The sequence below is a fragment of the Enterococcus sp. DIV0712 genome (assembly GCF_050554855.1).
Lineage (GTDB): Bacteria > Bacillota > Bacilli > Lactobacillales > Enterococcaceae > Enterococcus > Enterococcus faecalis.
In genome coordinates this window covers 345327-368385 of sequence record NZ_CP187333.1, presented here as the reverse complement: position 1 = coordinate 368385, position 23059 = coordinate 345327, and the positions used below count along the sequence as shown (strand labels likewise).

The following is a 23059-nucleotide window of genomic DNA, read 5'->3' as shown; positions in this document are numbered from 1 at the left end:
GTTATTACCCTCTTTCTAAAGAAGTGATTGCTTGGACACTTTCTTTGCCTGGCTTTGGTTTTCTTATAAGGAAATAAAATCCAGCTAAAACAACACCCATCGCTAAAAAAGTCCCCAGAGTTAGTGTGCCTTTTTCGACTAACACATGGCCTAATTGATAAATCACAAAACTGACCATATAAGCCAAACCGCATTGATAACCAATGGCTCCTAATGTCCATTTGAGGTCTCCCATTTCACGACGAATTGCGCCAATTGCAGCAAAACAAGGTGCACATAATAAGTTAAAAGTTAAGAACGAATAGGCCGCGACTGGCGTAAAGGTGTGTTGCAGTGCGCCCCAGACTTCTACCCCGTTTTCAGAAACATCTTTCACATTGCCAAATAAAATACCTAAGGTACCAATAATATTTTCTTTCGCTATCAATCCTGTAATTGTGGCAACTGCCCCTTGCCAATTACCCCAGCCTAATGGGATAAATAGCACCGCCAACCCTTTACCTAGAAATGCTAGAATACTTTGACTTTCTGGAACGGGTTGAAACGTCACAGAATAATGTGACATGAACCAAATGAGAATACTGGAAACAAAAATAATCGTACCTGCTTTTTTTACAAATGAGCGACATCGTTCATAGGCATGCCGAACCACACTTCTAAGCTGTGGCAAATGATAGGCGGGAAGTTCCATAATGAATGGTGCTGGATCTCCCGAAAAATGCTTGGTCTTTTTTAAAGCAATTCCTGATAACACAATGGAAGCAACCCCTAAGAAATAAGCAGAGGGCGAGACCCAACTTTGGTTAGGAAAAAATGCACCTGCAATCAGAGCGATAATTGGCAACTTCGCCGAACATGGCATAAAAGTCGTGACCATAATAGTCATTCGCCGATCGCGTTCGTTTTCAATCGTTCGACTAGCCATCACGCCTGGGACCCCACAACCTGTCGCAATTAACATTGGAATAAACGACTTACCAGATAGGCCGAATTTCCGAAACAAGCGATCCATGACAAAGGCAATCCGGGCCATATAGCCACAATCTTCTAAAAAACCTAAACATAAAAACAGGACGGCCAGTTGTGGTAAAAATCCTAACACCGCCCCAACACCTGCAATGATCCCATCTAAAATTAAACTTTGCATCCATGGCGCTACTTGCCATTGTGCCAACCAATTTCCCACAAATTGAGGAACCCATTCCCCAAAAAAGACATCATTTAACCAGTCTGTCCCCATTGTACCAACCGTTTGAATAGATAAGTAATAGACCAACCACATCACAAACGCAAAGATTGGCAACGCCAACCACCGATTGGTTACCACTCGGTCAATCTTATCACTGTGAGTAAATGTCATTTCTGTTTTTTTCGTCGCACACAAAGCAATTAATCGAGCAATAAAGGCATAGCGTTCATTAATGATAATCGCTTCACTTTCATCTTGAAAGATTTTTTCAGTAATTTGAATGACTTCTTCAATTTCTTTTTCTTGAAAAGAACTCAATAATAATTGCTCTTTGGTTCGAACATCTCGTTCAAAAAGTTTTAAACTATACCAACGCTGTTGCGTTTCAGGAACAGTATTCCCTAAAATATCAACAATTTCAGCAAGTGCTGCTTCTAAGCGATTATCATAAGAAGGATAAATAACCTCTGTCTCTATGGCATTCGCTCGCTGCTTACTTTGTTTTAAAGCATGATCCAACCCACGATTCTTCAAAGCACTAATCTCAACAACAGGCACGCCTAAGCCATAACTTAACTTTTCACTATTCAATGTTTGGCCGTTTTTTTCCAACAAATCCATCATATTTAACGCACAAACAACCGGTAATCCGGTTTCAATTAATTGTGTTGTTAAATAAAGATTCCGTTCCAAATTGGTCACATCGAGAATATTCAAAATCACTGAAGGTTGGTCCTCCAAAAGATAATCTCGTGCCACAATTTCTTCAGGCGTATAAGGAGAAAGAGAGTAAATCCCTGGCAAATCTTGAATAATGAGTGTCTTATCTTTCTTTGCCACCCCCTCTTTGCGTTCCACAGTCACCCCTGGCCAGTTTCCAACATATTGGTTGGCTCCTGTTAACATATTGAACGTTGTCGTTTTACCGCTATTAGGGTTGCCGGCTAGTGCAATTTGCTGAGTCATTCGCTTTCCTCCTTTTCAACCAAGATTAGTTCCGCTTCACTTTTTCGTAACGTTAGTTCGTAGCCACGTACATTGATTTCAATTGGATCAGCTAAAGGAGCTACTTTACGAATAAAAATTACTGTTCCTTTTGTTAAGCCCATGTCCATCAACCGACGTTTCACCGCTCCTTGTCCGTGGATCCCTACTATTGTAGCGCGTTCTCCAACTTTCAAGGTATCTAAGGAGACCCAAACTTTCTCATTCGCCGAGCGCTCCTCCACATGAATCGCTTGTAAAATCGTATCTGTCAGCGCAATTCGACTATTATGTAATAAAACAATACCATTTTGATTCTGATAATTGACAAGGACAACTGCTTGGCCTGCAACGACACCTAAATTGTTCAGATGTTTCTTTGTCTGAACATCTGCTTGGACGCTTTCGACTGTATAGACTTTCCCAACTTCTGCCTGCGCTAACGTAATCATTTACTTTCCTCCATGTGAAAAAGTTTCAAACGAAAATGAGAATCGTTCTCAATTAAAAGAATACGCTTGCTTACACGGAAAGTCAATGAATTTCTGGATGTATCTCCTGTTTTCTTCTATTTTCCTTCTATATAGAGACACTTTTTTCAGGTTACTATTTTTGAAAAAAGTCAGCTCTTGTTTTTTATGTTACTAGCTACTATAAAATTTCACTCATTCAATAACAAATCCGCTTATTTTTTCTTCTTGTGCCTAACTCAAATGTCAACACAATATTTAGTGTTTTTTCACTAAATGTTCTCTTTCAAAATTTTAATTTTTTTGTTTGTCAAACACTGACCAATGTGTTTTTTCTCCCAAAAACGAGGATTCACGTGTTTTCATTTTTCTTTCAAAAACACAAAAACTAGTATTATGAGAAAAACGCACCACAATATATAGTGTTAAAGTGTTGACTTTTTTCTACATAGATTTATACTAGTCTATGTAGAAAAAAAGAGGAGGAACTTTCAATGAACGTAAAAATCTTTTCAAAAAATAACTGTATCCAATGTAAAATGGCGAAACGTTTCCTAAGTGAAAATAACATCGCTTTTGAAGAAATCAATATCGACGCACAACCAGATGCTATCGACTGGTTAAAAGAACAAGGGTTCCAAAGCGTACCGGTAATCACATCTGAAGCAACAACCGTTGTTGGCTTCCGTCCAGACCAATTAAAACAATTGGCTAGCTAAGATGAAACTTGTTTATTTTTCAGTCACCGGTCAAACAAGGCGCTTTATTAAAAAATTGGATTTGCCTGCTTATGAACTTGAGCCAGCGAATCCTTTTTTTGAAATAAATGAGCCTTTTATTCTTGTCATTCCTACCTATGATGCAGAAATTACAGAGGTAGTGAATGACTTTCTTGATTATAAAAGTAACCAAGAACTGTTAGTTGGTGTAGCTGGTGGGGGCAACCGTAATTTTGCTGAATTATTTGTCTATACCGCCAAAGATATTGCCCGCGATTACCACGTTCCGCTTCTGTACTCCTTTGAGTTTAGCGGAACAGACGAAGACGTGGAGACCTTTAAGAAAGTAGTGGAAGAAATTGAGTCTAAAAGAAATTAAAGATGTCAGCTATTTCAAACTGAATAACGAGATTAACCGTCCTGTTGATGGTCAAATCCCTTTAAATAAAGATAAAGAAGCACTCGCAGCCTTCTTTAAAGAAAATGTAGAACCGAATACACGTAAATTCAGCTCTGCTGAAGAAAAAATCAACTTTTTAATGAAAGAAGATTTTATTGAAACTGAATTCATCGAAAAATATTCAATGGACTTTATTGAAAAATTATATGCTTTCTTAGATGAACAACATTTCCAATTCAAGTCTTTCATGGCGGCTTATAAATTTTATTCTCAATACGCTTTAAAGAACAACGCCGGAACAGAGTATTTAGAAACATATGAAGATCGGGTTGCCTTTAATGCCTTGTATTTTGCGGATGGCGATGAAGAGTTGGCTTTAACATTGGCGGATGAAATGATCCATCAACGGTATCAACCAGCCACACCTTCTTTCTTAAACGCTGGGCGTAAACGTCGAGGTGAATTGGTTTCTTGTTTCTTAGTTCAAGTAACAGATGATATGAACAGCATTGGGCGTTCAATTAACTCTGCCCTTCAATTATCACGAATCGGCGGTGGCGTAGGGATTACTCTTTCCAACTTACGTGAAGCGGGCGCACCAATCAAAGGTTATGATGGCGCAGCAAGTGGTGTTGTCCCTGTTATGAAATTATTTGAAGATAGCTTTAGCTACTCTAACCAACTAGGTCAACGTCAAGGTGCTGGTGTGGTTTATCTAAACGTCTTCCATCCAGATATTGAAATGTTCTTATCTGCTAAAAAAGAAAACGCTGATGAAAAAATCCGTGTAAAAACGTTGTCTCTTGGTGTTATTGTTCCAGATAAATTTTACGAATTAACGCGTAACAACGAAGATATGTATTTATTTAGTCCTTATAGTGTGGAACGTGAATATGGTGTGCCTTATTCCTATGTAGATATTACCAAAGAATATGATAACCTAGTGGCCAATCCAAACATACGTAAACGTAAAATTAAAGCCCGTGACTTAGAAAATGAAATTTCTAAATTACAACAAGAATCTGGCTATCCTTATATCATCAATATTGATACAGCTAACAAAAACAATCCGATTGATGGCAAGATTATCATGAGTAACTTATGTTCTGAAATTCTTCAAGTTCAAACGCCTTCTGTTATTAATGGGAAACAAGAATATGAAGTTTTAGGAACAGATATTAGTTGTAACTTAGGTTCAACTAACATTGTTAATTTAATGGAAAGTCCTGACTTTGGAAAATCTGTCCGCGCTATGACGCGTGCGTTAACTTTTGTAACAGATGCTTCTGAAATTGATGTCGTGCCAACTATCCAAAATGGAAATCGTTTAAGCCATACAATCGGACTAGGCGCAATGGGCTTACACACCTTCTTCGCTAAAAATCATATGGAATACGGCTCTGAAGAATCATTAGACTTTACAGACATTTATTTCATGTTATTAAATTACTGGACTTTAATGGAAAGTAACCAAATTGCGAAAGAACGTAACCAAGTCTTCCATAATTTTGAAAAATCAGATTATGCTTCTGGTGCTTACTTCGATAAATATATTGAAGGCAACTTTACACCAAAATTTGATAAAGTGAAAGAAATTTTTAAAGACATTCAGATTCCAACAGCTGAAGATTGGGCTGCGTTACGCGATGCTGTGAAAAAAGATGGTCTTTATCATCAAAATCGTTTAGCCGTAGCGCCAAATGGTTCAATTTCATATATTAATGATACTAGTGCCAGCATTCATCCAATTACTCGTATGATTGAAGAACGTCAAGAGAAGAAAATTGGTAAGATTTACTATCCAGCGCCTTATTTAGCTAATGATACAATCCCTTACTATACTTCTGCTTACGACATGGATATGCGCAAAGTGATTGATGTCTACGCAACAGCGCAACAACACGTTGATCAAGGAATGAGTTTAACCTTGTTTATGCGTTCAGAAATCCCTGAAGGCTTGTATGAATGGAAAGAAACACCAAAACAAACAACCCGTGACTTAAACATTTTACGTCATTATGCGTTCAACAAAGGGATTAAATCAATTTACTATATTCGTACATTTACAGATGATGCTGAAGAAATTGGCAGCAATCAATGTGAGTCTTGCGTGATTTAATGAAAAGCACTTAAATAAGGCGTTCTGCTTGAGCGTCTTATTTTTTAGGAATGTTCTCTTTTTAAACAGGACATTTTCAGATATACTGGACAAAGAAGAACGGCTGCACGCTCCTATTTGGACTCTGTAGAACGTTTTAAGCGAAGAAACGAGACAACTAGTCAAACAGACTGCTGTCCCAGCATACAGGAGGAATAACCATGGCAACGTATTATGAAGCAATTAACTGGAACGCCATTGAAGACGTCATTGATAAATCCACTTGGGAAAAATTAACCGAACAATTTTGGTTAGATACACGGATTCCGTTATCCAATGACTTAGATGATTGGCGGACTCTTTCCGATTTAGAAAAAACTACTGTCGGCTACGTTTTCGGCGGTTTAACTTTATTAGATACTGTTCAATCAGAAAGCGGCATGGATCAACTGAGAAATGATGTGCGGACGCCCCATGAAGAAGCCGTCTTAAATAACATCCAATTCATGGAATCTGTCCATGCCAAAAGTTATTCTTCTATCTTCAGTACATTAAATACAAAAAAAGAGATTGATGATATTTTTGAGTGGACAAATACCAACAAACATCTGCAATATAAAGCAGAACGGATTAACGAAATTTATAAAAACGGTACTCCGTTAGAGAAAAAAATTGCTAGTGTATTTTTAGAAACGTTTTTATTCTATTCTGGGTTTTACACTCCTCTTTACTATTTAGGAAACAATAAACTAGCGAACGTCGCTGAAATTATTAAATTGATTATCCGTGATGAATCAGTGCACGGCACGTATATTGGCTATAAATTCCAATTAGGATTTAATGAATTACCAGAAGATGAGCAAGATAAACTAAAAGACTGGATGTATAATTTACTTTACGAATTGTACGAAAACGAAGAACGTTATACAGAAGAATTATATGATGACTTAGGTTGGACCGAAGAAGTAAAAACCTTTTTACGTTACAACGCCAACAAAGCTTTAATGAACTTAGGTATGGATCCCTTATTTGCGGATACAGCCAATGATGTGAACCCGATTGTAATGAATGGTATTTCGACAGGAACTAGCAACCATGACTTCTTCTCCCAAGTAGGAAATGGCTATTTACTAGGAACAGTTGAAGCCATGAAAGATGATGACTATCTTTACGGTTTAGATAAATAGCAAAAAGCTAGAAACGATTAACGTTTCTAGCTTTTTGTTTTACCAACTTCCTGAGGCACCGCCACCGCCGAATGAGCCGCCACCGAACCAAGAACTAATCCAACCAAACATACTTTTCACCTCCCTAAGTAAAAGATATATATAAATTAGAGTATGAAACCATTTTATTATGTACCCTACTCTAACTTATAAGTAATTTCTTTTCTCATTGCCCCTGATAAACAGGATAACAATTAGCTTATGCAAAATGGATTACTTTTTTCTTTTAAAAGCAACCTGGATAATTTTGGAGAAAATAAAGCTAAAAATTATGATGCAGGCTAAAATAACAAAAGAACCGATAGTATTTTCCAAAACATTCTTAAATACGGGAATTTTTATTAACCCTAGATACCCAATAAGAGATAAAATAATGCCCACCAAATAAAATTGGAGTATTTCTCGGCTAGATTTTTCTTCTCCTTTTTCAAATCTGGTAGAAGCAAAATCTCCCACTTGAAATGGAAGGGGTGAACCATTTTGCGAAGGATCTACTTTTGTATTCATTTTATCAAAAGAAGAATTAGAGATATTCATTTTCTCATTAGCTTTTTCTTGATTATTTTTCATCCTACATCCCTCTCTATTTTCATTATCCCTATAAAACCAAACGCTAAAAGCATTCATTTCATGAGATATTTTTTAATTTCTATACATTAATCAATCGTAATTTTGTTACATTATTTGAAACAGATAGATCTTCGATAACATCGGCATACGTTAGGCCTTTAGGCAAATCAATAGTATAGATATTCGTATAGATTTTTGTATCATCCACCCAAGAAACATTGAAGTTCACATCATAAATTTCAATATGTTTTTCTTCAAAATACTGATTAATAAATTCTTTGGTTTCTTGTTTATGTTGATAGCGAATTTCTAATTTTTTGATTGTTGGTACGTGAATAATTCGTTTGACAATGGTTAAGGCAAATAATACACCGATAAAACTTGTTAAGGCAATCGTATAGTAGCCCATGCCCACCGCGATCCCTAAACCAGCAACGGTCCATAGTGACGCTGCTGTCGTCAATCCGGTGACACTTTGTTTCGTTACAATGATGGTTCCAGCACCTAAAAAGCCGATTCCACTTACAACTTGTGCGATCAATCTTGCTTGATCTGAACGAATGACCCCCGTCAAAGCCGGATTAGCTAACGCATCTTTTAATGCATTGATTGCAATTTGCGACTGAATTAACGCAATAATAGCCGCGCCCATACAAACTAAAATGTGAGTGCGCATCCCTGCTGGGCGATTCTTATATTGTCTTTCAAAACCAATTGCGCCACCCATCACCATCGCTAGGACTAACCGTAAAATAATTTCTGGAATTGTTAGCTGTAACATCCTTTTCACCTCTTCTTCTATTACTTCCAGTATAACAAAAAAAGAACTTGAAACATAAGGAAATCCTCATGTTTCAAGTTCTTTTTCATCAACGATTATAATTTACTTGCAGCTGCATCATCAATGATTACAACAACATCTTGATGGTTTTGTAATGCACTTGCTGGCATGTCTGTTGTTACTGGTCCGTCAATCATTCCTTTAATGGCCTCTGCTTTTGCTTCGCCATAAGCCATTAAAATCATTTTTTTACCTTTCATGATTGAGCCAATCCCCATAGAAACAGCACGTGTTGGGACATCTTCTACTTTGTCAAAATAACGTTTGTTTGCGTTGATTGTTGATTCAGTCAACTCAACGACATGTGTTAAGCTATCTAGAGGTGTGCCTGGTTCGTTGAAACCAATGTGTCCATTTTGACCAATACCTAAGATTTGGATATCTACTGGATGTGCATCGATAATTTTTTCATATTCTGCGGAAGCAGCATCTAAATCTTCTGCTTTACCATTTGGTACAAATGTTTCTTTAAATGGTTTTTTGTCGAATAAGTGTTTGTTCATGAAATAACGGTAACTTTGCTCATCTTCGCCACCTAAACCAACATATTCATCTAAGTTTACAGAAGTCATTTCTGTAAAGTCGACATCACTTGCAGTCATTTCTTTATATAATGTTTCTGGTGTACTACCTGTTGCTAAGCCTAAAACTTTCGCACCATTGTTCATACCTTCTTTAATTAATTCAAACGCTTTTTTGCCGCCTTCTTCTGCATTTGCTACACGGATAATTTGCATTTTGACACGCTCCTTACGGTTTATTTTGGTATAGTCCAATTATAACACCTTCTGAAAAAAATTTCTAGAATAAAAGAAAAAAACTTCTATTTCTCATCAGAAATAGAAGTTTTCGAGCTTGTTTAACAGATTAATATTGTGGTGCGTTGGGATCCACATACGTATTTGGATCAGCATAAGCGTTTGGATCTGTGTACGCATTTGGGTCAACGTACGTATTCGGATCGTAGGCTCCTTCTGCTGCTTGTTGCGTATTGCCGTTGTATTCTGTTTGTCCGGCTGTGGTGTCCGCTGTGCTACTCGAACTAGTAGAGCTATTAGCACTTGAATCACCAGATTCACCAATCAGTGCAGTATCTGTAACAGCATAGCTAAACTGATTATAAAAGGCTAAATCTTTTTCACGTTCAGAAGCATGTTCTTTTAAACCAAGTTGTTTTCTAAGCGTTGTTTGTGTTTTGTATAAGCTATTTGGATCTAGGACTTGATAATAAATATCATCAATGGTTGCACTGTATCCTTGTAATTGTTCTGAGTCAATTGTTTTAAAGGCAGACAAATATTTTGATTGGATGTCCATCATGTCATCCCAGGTTAAGTCTGTTTTTACATTGGCTTCAACAGCATCAAGAATTTTTCGATATTTTGAAACACCATCAAAACTCATGACTTTGCGCACAATTTTCTCAACAACTTCTCGTTGGCGGCGTTGACGACCCACATCTCCTTCAGGATCTTCGTGACGCATCCGCGCATAAGCCAAACCTGTCGTGCCATCTAACTTGATTTTACCTGCTGGAACAGTAATACCGTCCAACGTAAATTCACCAATCGTATTATCTACTTCAATACCGCCTACCGCATCAATCAGGTCTTTTAACCCTTTCATATTGATGGATACATAGTGATGGATGGGAATATCCAGTAATTCTTGGACTGTATTAATCGCCATTTCGGCGCCACCAAATGCATAGGCATGGTTCAATTTGTCTTGTGTGTCATTTCCAACAATATCTGTTAGAATATCTCTATCCAAACTGATCATTGTGGACTTGTTTTCTTTCGGGTTGATGGTTACAACCATTGTAGTATCTGAACGACCTTGCTCTGTTCGGCCTAAATCGCCTGTGTCAATCCCCATTAAAAGAACAGAGAATGGTTCTTGCGCATCAATATTGGCCGTGGCTCCTTTATTGGACTTACGGTTAACTGATTGATAGATCCCATTAATTGTTGAATTGGCATCTGAATACATCTTAATCCCGTAAGCACATACCCCAGCTACTACCACTAGCAAGACGCTCAAGAAGCCCAGTACTACTTTTTTCCATAGTTTCATAAGACACTTCCTCGTTTATCTAAGAATAATTCTTAATTCATGCCCTTTATTTTCTCATAGTTTGCTTATTCAAGCAATATTTTTTATTTTTTGGAACAAGAACTTAACACAATTGTAAAATAAAAGAGCGCTTTATCAAGGAACAATTGTTATTTTTGAGAAAGTGTTTGCAGAAATTCTTGATAATGTTTCTGTTCATTCGTTTCAGTGATAGTTATTTTCTCAAATGCACCATTTAGTAAATCAGTCAGTGATCCTTCAATCAAATGCGTAATCGTGGCATTCCCAATTAATTCCATCCAATAACTGCCATCTGACGTTTCGTGGACGACTGTTTTCACCATACCTCCAGCATTTTTGACGGTTATTTCTTCATAAAAAACACCATCTTTCAATAACGTATAAAGTAAACTACTTGCGCACATAGCTGTCCCACAAGCACTTGTAAAACCTACACCACGTTCATACGTTCGAACAAATAGTTGATTTTTGCCAAGAACTTCAACAAAACTCACATTTATCCCTTCTGGAAAATATGGATTTTCATTATTTACATAGGTAGCGATTCGTTCAAATTCTGGACCATTTAAGGTTTCGTGATCCACAAATGCTACAAGGTGCGGATTAGGCACTGCTACCGCTGTAAAGCGAATGGTGTTAGATAAGGCTGGTACGATTTCATCAATTAATGTTTGGACCCCTAAATGCATTGGGATAGTGACTGCTTCAAAACTTACTGGCGAAATTTCCACTTGGTAAGTCGCTACTTCTTCAGCTAAATTGGGGGCTTGACGTACTTTCAAATCTGCAAACATTGTTTCAACTGTAAATGATTTTTCTTGGTTTTTTTCAGCTAAATAACGGGCAACCGTACGCAAGCCGTTCCCGCACATGCTTGCTTCACTACCATCGCTGTTAATCACTCGCATTCTAGCATTGGACGTGCCGTGAGTCCCTTCTCCTACCAAAAGTAACCCATCTGCTCCCGCCAATAATCCTGTTTCCCGCGAACATAACTGGATGCGCAATTGCTCAATTTCCTCAGCGGTTAAAGAACGCTCAAACTGTGTTTCATCCAATAAAAAGAAATCATTTTCTGACCCGTGTACTTTTTGCATCATAACATTCATTTTTTTAGCTCCTTCTTTATGTATCCGTTATCTTTCCCTACTTACTTTAGTATGCCATAAACGAACAACTATTTCGACCCTGGATTTGTAAAAGGAAAGAGTCAAATGACAGCCGTCATTTGACTCTTTCCTTCACAATTGGCAAACTTATTTTGCTGCTGCAAAAAGTTCGTTTACTTTATCCCAGTTAACAACGTTCCAGAATGCTTCAATGTAATCTGGACGAACGTTTTTATATTTTAAGTAATACGCATGTTCCCAAACGTCAAGACCTAAAACAGGTGTTTGGCCATCCATTAATGGTGAATCTTGGTTTGGTGTTGAAGTGATTTCTAATTTACCGTTATTCACAACTAACCAAGCCCAACCTGAACCAAAGCGGCCAGTTGCAGCTGTTTTGAAAGCAGCTTTCATTTCATCAAAGCTACCAAATGTTTCATCGATTGCTTCTTTAATAGCGCCAGTTGGTTGTCCACCAGCATTTGGTGCCATAATTTCCCAGAAGAATGTATGGTTTGCGTGACCGCCACCATTGTTACGAACGGCTGTACGGATATCTTCAGGAATAGCATTCATATCTGAAATTAGGTCTTCTACAGATTTTTCGCCTAATTCTGGATGTTTTTCAATCGCTGCGTTTAAGTTAGTCACATAAGTGTTGTGGTGTTTATCATGGTGTAAGTGCATTGTTTCCACGTCAATGTAAGGTTCTAATGCATCATAAGCATATGGTAATTCTGGTAATGTGTAAGTCATTTTTTAAATCCCCCTATTTTTTAGTATGTAACATACGTCTTTCATACAACTATTATGATAACAGAGTGAACCGCTTTCTACAAAATAGTTTGCTTGCCAAAAGAAAAGTTTTACAAAAGAGGGAGATTACCTTGTGTTTCCCTCATAAATTCGCTAGAATGACCTGTAGAAGAATGATGTGAGGAGTAAATAAATGAATACATTGCAATTATTTAAGCAGGCCTTTTTTTCAGTTTCAGAATTACGGCATGCGAAAAAAATGGCGTTTTGGAAAGTAATTCTCTATGCTGTTTTTTTAAGTGCTATTTTAGCACTACCTATTACCAAACAAGTCTTTTCTGTGCTACAAGAGGTGCAACAAGATGGCAAAAAAATTGCAGAAAAGTTGCCTGACTTTTCTATTGAAAATGGCACGTTGCAAACAAAGGTCAAAGAATCTGGCTTTATTTATCAAACCGACTCGATTATTTTTACGTTTGATCCAGATGGAAAGCGTACAGCCGCTGATGTCCAAAAGGATTTAATTGGTAATGCGTTTGGTTTGGCTTTTTTACAAGATGAATTTGTAGTCGCCTTACCAAATTCAGGAGCAACTGAATCAATTCTAGGCACCGACCAATTTATCTTCCCCTATAGTAAAGGAACCTTAGATGGCGTTAACGCTCAGAGTATCAAGACTGCGCTAAGTGAAGCAGCAATCCCTTGGTGGACAAAACTCATTGTCTTTTTAGTGGCTATCTACCCTGTTCTAATCGGTTTAGTTTTAGACTTACTGATTGCCGCTATCGGTGCATCTCTCTATTCAAAATTACGTTTTTATTCTTTACGTTTGATTGATTGTTTAAAAATTATTACGTATTGTGCTACCGTGCCAGTCATCTTAAGTGCTATTTTAAATTTCGTAAATCCGATGTTTAACGATGGCATCCTAGTTATTTTACTAAGTCTGTTCTTTTTCTTTGTCACAACCAAAAACGAACCACGGAATATCCCTGGTTCTTAAAAAAAGAGCCTGGGACAAAAATCACTTTGGATTTTTGTTCCAGGCTCAAAACCTGATAAACGGCGGGAACAGAACCAACTCCTTCGGAAATAAGCCGAAATTCTCCAAAAATTAAAAAGCAATTTTCGGAAATTCCTTCTTATTTCTCGGAGCTAAACGGTTCCGTCCCGACCTCTTTCTATTCTTCAAATTCTTCTTCATCTGTTAATTCAGGTAAGTCAATCGTGGTCACCGCAGATTGGCCAATTTGCGTTAAATATGCAGCTAATTCATCCACATTTTCAACAGGTGAGACGGCTGCTTCAATTGCCATTGCTAAATTAAGTCCAGCGACTACTCGCAATTGCGGATAAGTGCCCATGGCCATCATAGCCACATTACAAGGTGTTCCTCCTTTTAAATCAGCTAATACAAGCGTCGGGACATTGCCAGCTTCTTTTAAGATTGCTGCCAGTTTTGCTTGCGTGCCGCTCAAGCCATCTTCTGCGGTCATTGACACAATCGCAGCATCTGCTAATTCCCCGACAATCATTTGAGTAGAAGCTAAGGTTTCTTCTGCCATCCGTCCATGGCTCATTAAAATTAATTTTGGTTTCATCATATCCTCCTAAAAATACTGCTGATAAATTTTTGTTCGTGCTTTCAGAAAACCACGTTCTTCACGAGTGGGATGAATCCGATTCGTCAACAAAATTAGGGCTTCTTTGGTCTCTTTTTTCATACCAATCGCCGTTCCAGTAAAGCCAGTATGATACAAATAGCCTGCCCCTGCTTGCGTCTTTTTCACTTCCCAACCAAATGTACGTCCCCCTTGGTTCATAGACCAGAGAGCATCGAACATTTTTTCAGAAAATAATGGTTTGCCAGACGGGTAGCGATTGTTCATAAAACACTGAACAAAAGTGAGTAAATCTGGTAAAGTTGCAAATAACCCTGCACTGCCAATTGGCGCTTTCAGTTGATAGGCTTTCGAATCGTGGACCACCCCCTGAATAACGCTGCGTTGTTTTGTAATCTCTGTGGGCACTGCCTGGGCAAAATCGCTGACCGTAAAACTTGTATGCTGTAGGTTCATTGGTTGAAATACGTATGTTTGAAAGCTCTCTTCTAATGAGCAGCGATCCAATACTTGAATAATTTCTCCCAATAAGTAATACCCTAAATCAGAATAAGTGGTTTTCCCTCGTTCAGATAACGAATGCGTTAAAATGATTTCTTGCAAGCTTTTTTTTGTGACATTTTTCTTATCGACAACATCAGCTGGCAGTCCGCTCTGATGCAGTAGAAGCTCCCCAATCGAACAAGATAGTCCTTGATAATCAGGTAGGATTTCCCCCACAGTGGTTGAAAAAGTAAGCTGATTTGTATCGATTAATTGTAACATTCGATTTGTTGTCCCAATAACTTTCGTTAAGGACGCTAAATCATACAGGCTAGCTGATGAAACCTTTTGTCTTGCAAATGGACCAGTATTACCTAAAAAGCCCGTATACTGTTCTGATAAGCTACCTTCTGTAATCGTTCCCCAAGCGACACCCGGAACTACTTGCTGATTAATCAGTCTCTGAATTGTTTCTTGAATTGCGATTTGATTCATTGTTCACCACTTCTATGCTAAAACTTCTGAAATCCGTCCGTCATGTTCTGCTAATAGTTGTTTGGCTTTTTGAAAATCAACGTGGGCTTTCGCCATTACAATGGCTGGTGCCACTTCTAGCTGTGCTGCCTCCAAGTATTCTTTGGCTTGCGATTCCTCGATTTCTGCTGCTTCTTTAATGATATTCGTGGCACGTTGAATTAATTTTTCGTTCGTTGGTTGTACGTTGACCATCAAATTTTGATAGATATTCCCTACTTTAACCATAATCCCTGTTGAAAACATATTTAACACCATTTTCTGTGCTGAACCCGCTTTCATTCTAGTTGACCCTGTAATGACTTCCGGTCCTACAATTGGCGCAATCCCAATTTCCGCCAATTGATTCATCGGACTTTGATTATTACAGGTAACTGAAATGGTTAGAGCGCCCACTTTTTTTCCGTATTCAATTGCGGAAACGGCATATGGTGTCCGACCACTAGCAGCAATCGCAATTACGACATCTCGGGCGGTCAATTGATGTTGCGTTAAATCTTCGATAGCTAATTCTTTCGAGTCTTCAGCGCCTTCAATTGCTTGATACATTGCTTTTTCACCACCAGCTAAAATACCAAATGCGCGTTCTGGCGACACACTATATGTGGGTGTTAATTCAATCGCATCCAAAGCACCTAAACGTCCAGACGTTCCTGCACCACAATAGATTAAACGGCCCCCTTTTTTAAATCGTTCTGCCGCTGCATCAATTGCTGCAGCGATCTGCGGAAGCACCTTTTCAATTGCTTGTGCTACCTTTTGGTCTTCTTGATTTATTAAAGTTACCATTTCTAATGTTGACACTTGGTCAATCTTTTTAGTCGCTTCATTTCTGGCTTCTGTCGTTAATCCTTCTAAGTTCATTTGCTTGCACACCCCTACTTCTCTTTTAGACGGCTGACAAGTTGACTCGTTTCAATCATATTGCGTTCAATTTCTGTGTCTAAATCATCTTGAATTGAACCTAAATACAGAACATCGCCAATTGCCATTGACGAAGCAATCGATGAAATAGCCCCAACTCGAATGAGGTGCTCATTATTGGGGACTAAAAGAACTTCATCGCTCAATGATCGCACGTTTTCTCCATCGTTACTGGTAATAAAAATAACCGTTGCACCTCTATTTTTGGCAATTTCACAGGCGATTAAGGCTTCTTTTGTCAAACCACTATAGGAGACCGTGATCAAAATGTCTTGTGCCGTTGCATAATTTAAAAACTCCAACATCATGTGACTATCATAATTAAAAATTGCTTGGCGACCAGCGCGGTTAAACTTGTGATAAAGATTATAAGTCGTTAAAGAAGAGGCACCAATTCCAACCAAATGAATTTTTTCCGCTTTTTTAACATGCGCGATTGCTCGTTCCAAGGCTTGTTTATCCACTGTATAAAATAAATCCTCAATCGTAGCATTTAATAAAGATTCCACTTTCATACAAATAGTATCCACCGAATCATCCGCCGCTACAATTGGATCAATATCTTTTTTACCGTTACTGGCAGCTTGTACCGCTGCAATGGATAGTTTTAACTCTTCCCAGCTGTCAAACCCTAATTGTTTAGAAAAACGGGTAACTGACGCCGGAGAAGTTTCGCTATTGCTAGCAATTTCGTTTGCTGTTAATGAGAGAAGACGGGTCGGATCCTTCAGTATATAGTCTGCGATTCTCTTATTTACTTTGGAAAAGTCCTTATATTTTTGTCTGATTGAACGGATTGGCTCCATCTTCTCATCTCCATTTCTATTTTATGAAAGTTAAAATTGCTTCGTTTGGTTCAGAAGGGATCATCTGTGCGGTAATAGTCACCCCATTATCTGTTAAACGACGAACGGTTTGAATATCTTCATCGGTTAATGCAACAGATTTTTTAATTGCTCGACTGCCTTCTTTTTGAGAAATATTGCCGACATTGAAGCTCTGTAATGGGACACCGCCATCAATTAAAGCCGCCATGTCTGCAATGTCTTTCGTAATTAAAAAGACTTTTTCTTCATCATAATTGCCTGCTAAAATTTTTTCAATCGCTTTACGTTTTGATAAAATGGATAATTTAACTCCTGCAGGCTTAGCCATTTTTAAGGCACCAATTTGTAATTGATCTTTGACAGCGGCATCATTTACTACCATGATTCTTTGTGCGCCAACCGTATTCGTCCAAACGGTTGCAACTTGTCCGTGAATTAAACGCTCATCTACTCTTGCATGTACAATTGTCATAATAAATCTCTCCTATTATATACTATTTTTTTAAAATAAACCGCCAACCCAAGCCAACATTGGTTGTAAATTACCTAAAACCATGCCAATTAAAATTAAAACAAAGATTAGCCGTGTTGAATTCATTTTCTTTTTCCCTAGTAACCAATAGGATAAAAGAACAATCCCTAAAGGAATTAATGCGGGTAAAATTTTATCCAACATTTCTTGAACAGATAATGTTACATCTCCCATTTTATAAGTTAAATCTAATTTGTAAGTAATTACCGAAGGAATCAAACCGCCGACCACCGTTAACCCTAAAATAGCTGCACCTTGCGTAAACAATTTCATTTTATCCGCAAATTCTGTCGCAATTTTTTTCCCTTGATGGTAACCAATCCAAGTGAATTTATAGCGAACCCATAGGACCACTGCTCCGGCAATTAACGGGATCAGTAACCCAACAACCTGGCCCCCTTGCGCCATGTAAGCTGCAATCGAAAAAACAATCGCACGATAAATCGCGATAAAAATGGTATCACCAACACCAGCAAACGGACCCATTAGACCTGTTTTCAAACCAGTAATGGCCGTTTCATCTTCAATGCCGACTTCTTCTTCCAAAGCCATATCAGCTCCGACAATTAAGTGCGACATGGCTGGCGTTGTATTCATAAAGCCAAGATGTGTCTTCAAGGCTTTCTTCATAGCTACTGGATCTTCACTGTATAGTCGCTTTAATGCAGGCATCATCACCCAAGCGTAACCAAGTCCTTGCATTTTTTCATAGTTCCAGCCCCACTGATAGCCAAAAAGATTACGGACGTAAACTTTATTAATATCCTTTTTTGTTAATTTGTTAGTCATCAATCTCAACCTCCTCATCATCTTCGTAAATAACCGTGCCACTTGTTGTAGCTGCGCCGCCTTTGTTATGATTCATCACATAAATCGCTGCTAAAGCCAAGCCAACCAGTGCGACACCTAAAACTGAGAAGAATTGGGCCCCATAAGCAAGTAACACGAACCCAATAATAAAATAGGGCCAGTATGTTTTAATTGGTAAGTAACGCATTAAAATAGCAATCCCCATCGCTGGTAAAATAGCGCCTGCTGCTTTTAACCCATTCATCACCCAAATAGGAATCCAATTATTGATAGCGTTTACAACTTGTTCACCAAAAGCTAGGCCAATAAAAACTGGGATGACACGAGAAATCGTCCAAGGAAAAATTCCTAAAACATTGCAGCGCTCGACCCCTTTATAATTGCCTTCTTCCGCATAACGATCTGCTTTGTGTTGGAAAAACGTATTAGCCATTCTGCCTAAAATATCTAGTTGTGTCAATAATAACCCAATCGGAACCGCAACTCCGATACCATACTCTGCCCCTTTCCCTGAAATGATTGCATAAGCCGTTCCCATAATGGCCCCTGAAAGAAAGTCTGGGACTGTTGCTCCTCCATAAGTCGCTACGCCTAATGTCATCAATTGAAGCGTTGCCCCAATCATCAAACCTGTTTGAACATCTCCTAAGACTAGGCCAGTAAACGTTGCAGCAAACAATGGTGTATATGGACCAATCTGAATAGAAATTTGGTCAAGTACACCAACAACTGTGTAAAGACATAAAATCAAAATAATACCAATCGATACTGTCATGCTTTCTCATCCTCCTTGAATGCGTTTTCTTTTTTGTATTTGTAGAATACCATTAAAGAAATATCATTTCAAGTTCTTTTTAAAAATATTTTTAAATGAAATTACATTTCTTATATAATTTTTGTGCTATACTAAAAGAAAACGGTTTAGGAGTGATTATGTGCGGGTTTTGCTGATTTATTTCATAACTATTTTTCTATCCAATACAGTTGGGGCGCTCTCTGGGATGGGTGGAGGCGTCATTATTAAGCCTGTTTTGGATTTTCTTGGGTTCCATTCGTTAAATAGTATTGCGTTCTATTCAAGTGTAGCTGTTTTTGTCATGTCCATTTCTTCGACTTATAAACAGTATCAAAATGGTGTCCAAATTGAATGGAAAAAAGCCGCGAGTATTTCGTTTGGTTCCTTAGTCGGCGGCATGTTAGGTGATTTACTTCTTAATCAGGCGATTGCACTAGCGCCAAATGAAGAAAAAGTACAACTAATCCAATATATCATCATGTTGCTGACCTTGGTTTTGGTTCTTCTCTACAATCAATTTTCCAACTGGCACTTACACCTCAACGGATTGAGCATTTTTCTGATTGTCGGATTAGGCTTAGGGATTCTATCAACCTTTTTAGGCATCGGTGGCGGTCCCATTAATGTAGCTTGCCTTATTCTCTTTTTTGGAATGGATATCAAATCAGCAACTGTTTATTCCATCATTACTATTTTTTTCTCCCAACTCGCCAAACTTGGCAATATCGGCTTGACCACAGGGTTTGCGGTTTTTGATTTGACAATGCTTTGGGCTATTATTCCTGCCGCTTTATTCGGTGGTTATGTCGGCGGTCTTTTCAGTAAAAAATTATCCCAACAACGGGTCGCCCAAATTTATAGTTTAGTTGTTTTTTTAGTTATTTTATTAAATATGTATAATTTGTGGACTGTTATCTAAAAAAGAAGCGCTTTGTCTATACGACAAAGCGCTTCTTTTTTAATTAAATCACTGTTAATTTAACATCTATATTATTTCTTGTTGCTTTAGAATATGGGCAAATTTCGTGGGCTTTTTTAACAAGTTCTTCTGCTTTAGCTTGATCTACCCCATCAATATGAACTTCTAATTCAGCACCAACGCTAAATCCATCTTCTCCTTGGAATAAGGAAACACGTGCAGTTACTGTACTTTTACCTTCGACTTTTTCTTGATCCATCACTAATTCTAATGCACCGTTAAAGCAAGCACTGTAAGCCGCTGCGAATAATTGTTCTGGATTTGTTGTATTTTCTTTCTTGACACCTGGCGAAGCAACTGCATAAGAAAATGATTTATCCGGTGAGTGAACTTCTCCTGCACGTCCGCCCGTATTAATGATAGTTGTTTCATAGATTTTTTTCATGTAAATTCCTCTCCTTTGTAAAGTTTTACACTTCTGAGAACTTGTTACTTACATAATTATTGTAGGAAACTTTGCCAGATACAGCAAACGTTGTGCTTGTGAATAATAAAAAATAACATTTAACGTTGTATTTTTGACGTAGAAAAAGAACCCATTCTATGATAGGATAAAGTGAACTTGTACATTTGTACACAAACTATTTTACAAAGGAGACTTTCCCTTGACACACTTACTTGATTATCAACCATTAAACCTCTACACAAACTATCAAGAAGCCGCAGAAAAAACACCAACTGTTCCAATTATTTTTGATGAATCTTTGCCTGCTTTTCCTGCACTTGGCTTAGAAACAACTTATGGTGAAAGCCATCAAGAAATTTTGAAACGGGCATATCAATTAGCCGCTTTAGGTGTAAAAAAAGGCGACAAAATTATTATTTATAAAAGTCCTAAATTCGACACGTATTTACTAGCTGTTGCAGCCTCATATCTAGCAGCCGTTCCTGTAATGGTTTCATACCATTTACCTTTTGAAACAATTGAAGTATTCGTTGATCGTTTAGAAGATCCTTATATTTTATTTGATGATGTGACTGCTGAAAAAGTTCAAGCTGTTCGTAACAGCTCTGCCAATAAAAAACTTTCGGTTGCTTCTCTTTTAGAAGCTGATGCCACGGAAGTTCCTCAAGACGAACTGACTAAAGACGAAATTGCCTACATGACCCACACCTCTGGAACAACAGGTATTCCTAAACTTATCTGTCATTCCAATCACTCTATGGGTTGGCGTACAAAATGGCAAAAAACCATTTTTACAAAAATTGCTGAAAAGAAATTAGTTGGCTTTCATATTTCGCCAGTTCATTCTCGTTTTAACATTGGCGTGTCTTCTTTAATGGCCATGGGCTTCCCTATGATGCCTTTAGCAAATGCTTCGAGCGAAAAAGTCGCTGAAATGTTCAGCACCTATCAACCAATCGCTGTAGAAACACACCCCAATAACTTCGTTCAATGGGTTCGTTTGGCCAAAGAAAAACCTGAAGCTTTCGCTAGTGTCCATTATTATCATTCTACTTTTGATGCAATTAACAACGCTACAATGGTGGCTTTCTTAAAAGCATCTGCTGCCAATGAACCAATTTTCCTACAAGTTTATGGACAAAGTGAATGCGGGCCAATGATCTTACGAGCGCATACTTTAGAATCCCTAAAAGATTCAGATGCTCGTGACATGGGCGTTGGTTTAGAGGATTTAACACAAGCTCGAATTACCGATGAAAAAGGACAAGTTTTACCTGCGATGACGGACGGCCATATCCAATTCTTATCAAAAGGACGGGCCTTAACATATTACAAAGAAGATGCCCGCTTTGCAGAAAATGTCTACGGCGAATGGTGGGACAGCGGCGATTACGGGATGTTAGATGAACGCGGCCACTTATTCTTGAAAGATCGCCAAGTAGATCTAATTGAAAACATCGACAGTAATTTAGCTATTGAAGATCATTTATTGGATGCATTAGATTTCTTAGAAGAAGTGATTATTGTCCGTGGCAAAGAAAATGAACCTCAGCCAATTTTAGCGGTTGTCCCTGGGGAAGAAATGGATTGGGATGCTTGGTGGACACAAGTAGCCGATTTACCACATTTAAACGAACCTATCATTATGGCTTTTGATGAAATTCCTCACACAGCTACTATGAAAGTGCAACGTTTACAACTAGAAAAATGGTTAAAAGAACAATAAAATAAGATTCTTTGTCAAATAACGTTGGTCAAAAGAACGCTTAGGCCAGCGTTGGATCAAGTGGAACAGAAAGCTAAAAAGTTAACTCGTTGTAGGTTATCTTAAGCTTTAAAAAGAGGGGCAGTCGTCGTTTTGACGGCTGCCCCTCTTTCTTTTGTCTACCGTTAATTAAATCCTTTTTGTGAAGAACTTGACATGGGATGGTTCCCACAAATTATACTTAGCTTATTCAAAGAATGGAGTGAGCAAGTATGAAAATTTTAATTAAACAAGATTTCGACACGATGAGCGAATGGGCAAAAATGTTACTTCTAAGCACGATGAGCCAAGATAAACGAGTGAATTTATCAATTACCGCTGGCAAAACACCAGCACTTGTTTACCAAAAATTAGCCTCGATTGTGAAAAACTCATCTGACTTTGATAATGTTCATTATTATAACTTTGATGAAATCCCCGTTCCTCATCAAAAGGAAGGCATTACTCTGACAGATTTGCGGACGCTGTATTTGACACCTGCGGAAATATCCGAGCAAAACATCCATCCATTAACTGTGGAAAACTTTCAACAACAAGAACAACGGATTGCTGACGCAGGCGGCTTAGATTTGATGTTAATTGGCTTAGGAGCAGATGGTCATTTTTGCGGGAACATGCCCACTACCACTCATTTTAAAAATGAAACCTACCAAGTGACCGTCACTGGTTCAGAGCCTTGGTTTGTTCCTGAAATGATGCAGCCAGGCATGACCTTTGTTACGATGGGGCCAGCCAGCATCATGAAAGTTAAGCATCTTGTCCTAATTGTAAATGGTGAACAAAAAGCTCAGATGGTCAAACAAGTGCTCCAAGGACCTGTCACAGAAACGTATCCTGCCTCTATTCTTCAACTCCATCCAAATTTAACAGTTCTCTTGGATGAAGCCGCAGCGAGTCAATTAGAAAAATAAAAAATTGCGCC

General features: G+C 38.1%; 24 protein-coding genes. 8 read left to right on the top strand and 16 right to left on the bottom strand.

The window, feature by feature from the left end; genetic code table 11:
- Positions 1-4: 4 nt before the first annotated feature.
- Positions 5-2155 carry a ferrous iron transport protein B gene (feoB, locus tag IGL42_RS01860; RefSeq protein ID WP_002355363.1) on the bottom strand — a complete coding sequence of 717 codons (2151 nt, stop codon included), beginning with the start codon at positions 2153-2155 and terminating at the stop codon, positions 5-7.
- Positions 2152-2625: a ferrous iron transport protein A gene (locus IGL42_RS01855; RefSeq protein WP_002355361.1), complete on the bottom strand. Its 474-nt coding sequence runs from the start codon at positions 2623-2625 to the stop codon at positions 2152-2154. The genes feoB and IGL42_RS01855 overlap by 4 nt, the downstream gene beginning before the upstream one ends.
- A gap of 512 nt (positions 2626-3137) precedes the next feature.
- Between IGL42_RS01855 and IGL42_RS01850 the strand changes: the two genes are divergently transcribed.
- The 4 genes from IGL42_RS01850 to nrdF all read left to right on the top strand — a co-directional run bounded on the left by IGL42_RS01850 (position 3138) and on the right by nrdF (position 7047).
- The gene (locus tag IGL42_RS01850) at positions 3138-3362 is read left to right on the top strand and encodes a redoxin NrdH (RefSeq protein ID WP_002355360.1); all 225 of its coding nucleotides are present in this window, start codon (positions 3138-3140) and stop codon (positions 3360-3362) included.
- A gap of 1 nt (position 3363) precedes the next feature.
- A complete protein-coding gene (nrdI, locus tag IGL42_RS01845) occupies positions 3364-3741 on the top strand; it encodes a class Ib ribonucleoside-diphosphate reductase assembly flavoprotein NrdI (protein WP_002355359.1) in 378 nt (125 codons plus the stop codon).
- Positions 3722-5881: a class 1b ribonucleoside-diphosphate reductase subunit alpha gene (gene nrdE / locus IGL42_RS01840; RefSeq protein WP_002355358.1), complete on the top strand. Its 2160-nt coding sequence runs from the start codon at positions 3722-3724 to the stop codon at positions 5879-5881. The genes nrdI and nrdE overlap by 20 nt, the downstream gene beginning before the upstream one ends.
- 200 nt (positions 5882-6081) lie before the next feature.
- Positions 6082-7047, top strand: coding sequence for a class 1b ribonucleoside-diphosphate reductase subunit beta (nrdF, locus tag IGL42_RS01835; protein ID WP_002355357.1), 966 nt, complete (start codon positions 6082-6084; stop codon positions 7045-7047).
- Between the two features lie 252 nt (positions 7048-7299).
- On the opposite strand, the gene IGL42_RS01830 is transcribed toward nrdF, so the two are convergent.
- From IGL42_RS01830 to IGL42_RS01805, 6 genes are all read right to left on the bottom strand, one after another.
- The gene (locus tag IGL42_RS01830; RefSeq protein WP_002375865.1) at positions 7300-7656 is read right to left on the bottom strand and encodes a hypothetical protein; all 357 of its coding nucleotides are present in this window, start codon (positions 7654-7656) and stop codon (positions 7300-7302) included.
- 79 nt (positions 7657-7735) lie between these two features.
- A complete protein-coding gene (locus tag IGL42_RS01825; RefSeq protein ID WP_002355354.1) occupies positions 7736-8437 on the bottom strand; it encodes an MgtC/SapB family protein in 702 nt (233 codons plus the stop codon).
- A gap of 95 nt (positions 8438-8532) precedes the next feature.
- Positions 8533-9234, bottom strand: coding sequence for a glucosamine-6-phosphate deaminase (gene nagB, locus IGL42_RS01820; protein ID WP_002355352.1), 702 nt, complete (start codon positions 9232-9234; stop codon positions 8533-8535).
- A 130-nt stretch (positions 9235-9364) separates the two neighbouring features.
- Positions 9365-10573 carry an LCP family protein gene (locus tag IGL42_RS01815; protein WP_002390468.1) on the bottom strand — a complete coding sequence of 403 codons (1209 nt, stop codon included), beginning with the start codon at positions 10571-10573 and terminating at the stop codon, positions 9365-9367.
- 149 nt (positions 10574-10722) lie between these two features.
- A complete protein-coding gene (dapF, locus tag IGL42_RS01810; RefSeq protein ID WP_002364932.1) occupies positions 10723-11703 on the bottom strand; it encodes a diaminopimelate epimerase in 981 nt (326 codons plus the stop codon).
- 147 nt (positions 11704-11850) lie between these two features.
- Positions 11851-12459 carry a superoxide dismutase gene (locus tag IGL42_RS01805; RefSeq protein ID WP_002361201.1) on the bottom strand — a complete coding sequence of 203 codons (609 nt, stop codon included), beginning with the start codon at positions 12457-12459 and terminating at the stop codon, positions 11851-11853.
- Between the two features lie 193 nt (positions 12460-12652).
- On the opposite strand from IGL42_RS01805, the gene IGL42_RS01800 reads away from it, so the two are divergent.
- Positions 12653-13462: a DUF1189 domain-containing protein gene (locus tag IGL42_RS01800; protein ID WP_010710811.1), complete on the top strand. Its 810-nt coding sequence runs from the start codon at positions 12653-12655 to the stop codon at positions 13460-13462.
- Positions 13463-13640: 178 nt separating this feature from the next.
- Here IGL42_RS01800 and IGL42_RS01795 read toward each other — a convergent pair whose 3' ends face one another.
- Genes IGL42_RS01795 through IGL42_RS01765 form a run of 7 tightly spaced genes read right to left on the bottom strand, consistent with a single transcriptional unit; the run spans position 13641 to position 18966 of the window.
- On the bottom strand, positions 13641-14060 hold the full coding sequence (locus IGL42_RS01795; protein ID WP_002363016.1) for a PTS sugar transporter subunit IIA: 420 nt from the start codon (positions 14058-14060) through the stop codon (positions 13641-13643).
- A 9-nt stretch (positions 14061-14069) separates the two neighbouring features.
- Entirely contained in the window at positions 14070-15059 is a 990-nt protein-coding gene (locus IGL42_RS01790; RefSeq protein WP_010709212.1) for a serine hydrolase domain-containing protein, read from the bottom strand.
- Positions 15060-15071: 12 nt separating this feature from the next.
- Positions 15072-15962 carry an N-acetylmuramic acid 6-phosphate etherase gene (gene murQ / locus IGL42_RS01785; RefSeq protein WP_002355340.1) on the bottom strand — a complete coding sequence of 297 codons (891 nt, stop codon included), beginning with the start codon at positions 15960-15962 and terminating at the stop codon, positions 15072-15074.
- Positions 15963-15976: 14 nt separating this feature from the next.
- Positions 15977-16828, bottom strand: coding sequence for a MurR/RpiR family transcriptional regulator (locus IGL42_RS01780; RefSeq protein ID WP_002355339.1), 852 nt, complete (start codon positions 16826-16828; stop codon positions 15977-15979).
- Between the two features lie 16 nt (positions 16829-16844).
- Positions 16845-17321 carry a PTS system mannose/fructose/N-acetylgalactosamine-transporter subunit IIB gene (locus tag IGL42_RS01775; protein WP_002355337.1) on the bottom strand — a complete coding sequence of 159 codons (477 nt, stop codon included), beginning with the start codon at positions 17319-17321 and terminating at the stop codon, positions 16845-16847.
- A 30-nt stretch (positions 17322-17351) separates the two neighbouring features.
- Positions 17352-18170: a PTS system mannose/fructose/sorbose family transporter subunit IID gene (locus tag IGL42_RS01770; RefSeq protein ID WP_002355336.1), complete on the bottom strand. Its 819-nt coding sequence runs from the start codon at positions 18168-18170 to the stop codon at positions 17352-17354.
- The gene (locus IGL42_RS01765; protein ID WP_002358431.1) at positions 18163-18966 is read right to left on the bottom strand and encodes a PTS mannose/fructose/sorbose/N-acetylgalactosamine transporter subunit IIC; all 804 of its coding nucleotides are present in this window, start codon (positions 18964-18966) and stop codon (positions 18163-18165) included. The genes IGL42_RS01770 and IGL42_RS01765 overlap by 8 nt, the downstream gene beginning before the upstream one ends.
- A 169-nt stretch (positions 18967-19135) precedes the next feature.
- Between IGL42_RS01765 and IGL42_RS01760 the strand changes: the two genes are divergently transcribed.
- A complete protein-coding gene (locus IGL42_RS01760) occupies positions 19136-19906 on the top strand; it encodes a sulfite exporter TauE/SafE family protein (RefSeq protein ID WP_225581367.1) in 771 nt (256 codons plus the stop codon).
- A 43-nt stretch (positions 19907-19949) separates the two neighbouring features.
- Here the strand turns inward: IGL42_RS01760 and IGL42_RS01755 are convergent, their stop codons facing one another.
- The gene (locus IGL42_RS01755; protein WP_002355332.1) at positions 19950-20351 is read right to left on the bottom strand and encodes an organic hydroperoxide resistance protein; all 402 of its coding nucleotides are present in this window, start codon (positions 20349-20351) and stop codon (positions 19950-19952) included.
- Between the two features lie 220 nt (positions 20352-20571).
- On the opposite strand from IGL42_RS01755, the gene IGL42_RS01750 reads away from it, so the two are divergent.
- Together IGL42_RS01750 and IGL42_RS01745 are read left to right on the top strand one after the other, a co-directional pair.
- Positions 20572-22098, top strand: a complete 1527-nt coding sequence (locus tag IGL42_RS01750) for an AMP-binding protein (RefSeq protein ID WP_002361196.1) — start codon at positions 20572-20574, stop codon at positions 22096-22098.
- Positions 22099-22349: 251 nt separating this feature from the next.
- Positions 22350-23048, top strand: a complete 699-nt coding sequence (locus tag IGL42_RS01745) for a glucosamine-6-phosphate deaminase (RefSeq protein ID WP_002355326.1) — start codon at positions 22350-22352, stop codon at positions 23046-23048.
- Positions 23049-23059: the final 11 nt, after the last annotated feature.

Coding starts and splice junctions, on each gene's coding strand:
- nagB (WP_002355352.1), bottom strand. CDS start 9,234: ATGCAAATTATCCGTGTAGCAAATGCAGAAGAAGGCGGCAAAAAAGCG.
- IGL42_RS01795 (WP_002363016.1), bottom strand. CDS start 14,060: ATGAAACCAAAATTAATTTTAATGAGCCATGGACGGATGGCAGAAGAA.
- dapF (WP_002364932.1), bottom strand. CDS start 11,703: ATGAATGTTATGATGCAAAAAGTACACGGGTCAGAAAATGATTTCTTT.
- IGL42_RS01805 (WP_002361201.1), bottom strand. CDS start 12,459: ATGACTTACACATTACCAGAATTACCATATGCTTATGATGCATTAGAA.
- IGL42_RS01755 (WP_002355332.1), bottom strand. CDS start 20,351: ATGAAAAAAATCTATGAAACAACTATCATTAATACGGGCGGACGTGCA.
- IGL42_RS01825 (WP_002355354.1), bottom strand. CDS start 8,437: ATGTTACAGCTAACAATTCCAGAAATTATTTTACGGTTAGTCCTAGCG.
- IGL42_RS01830 (WP_002375865.1), bottom strand. CDS start 7,656: ATGAAAAATAATCAAGAAAAAGCTAATGAGAAAATGAATATCTCTAAT.
- nrdF (WP_002355357.1), top strand. CDS start 6,082: ATGGCAACGTATTATGAAGCAATTAACTGGAACGCCATTGAAGACGTC.
- feoB (WP_002355363.1), bottom strand. CDS start 2,155: ATGACTCAGCAAATTGCACTAGCCGGCAACCCTAATAGCGGTAAAACG.
- IGL42_RS01790 (WP_010709212.1), bottom strand. CDS start 15,059: ATGAATCAAATCGCAATTCAAGAAACAATTCAGAGACTGATTAATCAG.
- IGL42_RS01775 (WP_002355337.1), bottom strand. CDS start 17,321: ATGACAATTGTACATGCAAGAGTAGATGAGCGTTTAATTCACGGACAA.
- murQ (WP_002355340.1), bottom strand. CDS start 15,962: ATGAACTTAGAAGGATTAACGACAGAAGCCAGAAATGAAGCGACTAAA.
- IGL42_RS01770 (WP_002355336.1), bottom strand. CDS start 18,170: ATGACTAACAAATTAACAAAAAAGGATATTAATAAAGTTTACGTCCGT.
- IGL42_RS01815 (WP_002390468.1), bottom strand. CDS start 10,573: ATGAAACTATGGAAAAAAGTAGTACTGGGCTTCTTGAGCGTCTTGCTA.
- IGL42_RS01855 (WP_002355361.1), bottom strand. CDS start 2,625: ATGATTACGTTAGCGCAGGCAGAAGTTGGGAAAGTCTATACAGTCGAA.
- IGL42_RS01800 (WP_010710811.1), top strand. CDS start 12,653: ATGAATACATTGCAATTATTTAAGCAGGCCTTTTTTTCAGTTTCAGAA.
- IGL42_RS01780 (WP_002355339.1), bottom strand. CDS start 16,828: ATGGAGCCAATCCGTTCAATCAGACAAAAATATAAGGACTTTTCCAAA.
- IGL42_RS01765 (WP_002358431.1), bottom strand. CDS start 18,966: ATGACAGTATCGATTGGTATTATTTTGATTTTATGTCTTTACACAGTT.
- IGL42_RS01745 (WP_002355326.1), top strand. CDS start 22,350: ATGAAAATTTTAATTAAACAAGATTTCGACACGATGAGCGAATGGGCA.
- IGL42_RS01850 (WP_002355360.1), top strand. CDS start 3,138: ATGAACGTAAAAATCTTTTCAAAAAATAACTGTATCCAATGTAAAATG.
- nrdI (WP_002355359.1), top strand. CDS start 3,364: ATGAAACTTGTTTATTTTTCAGTCACCGGTCAAACAAGGCGCTTTATT.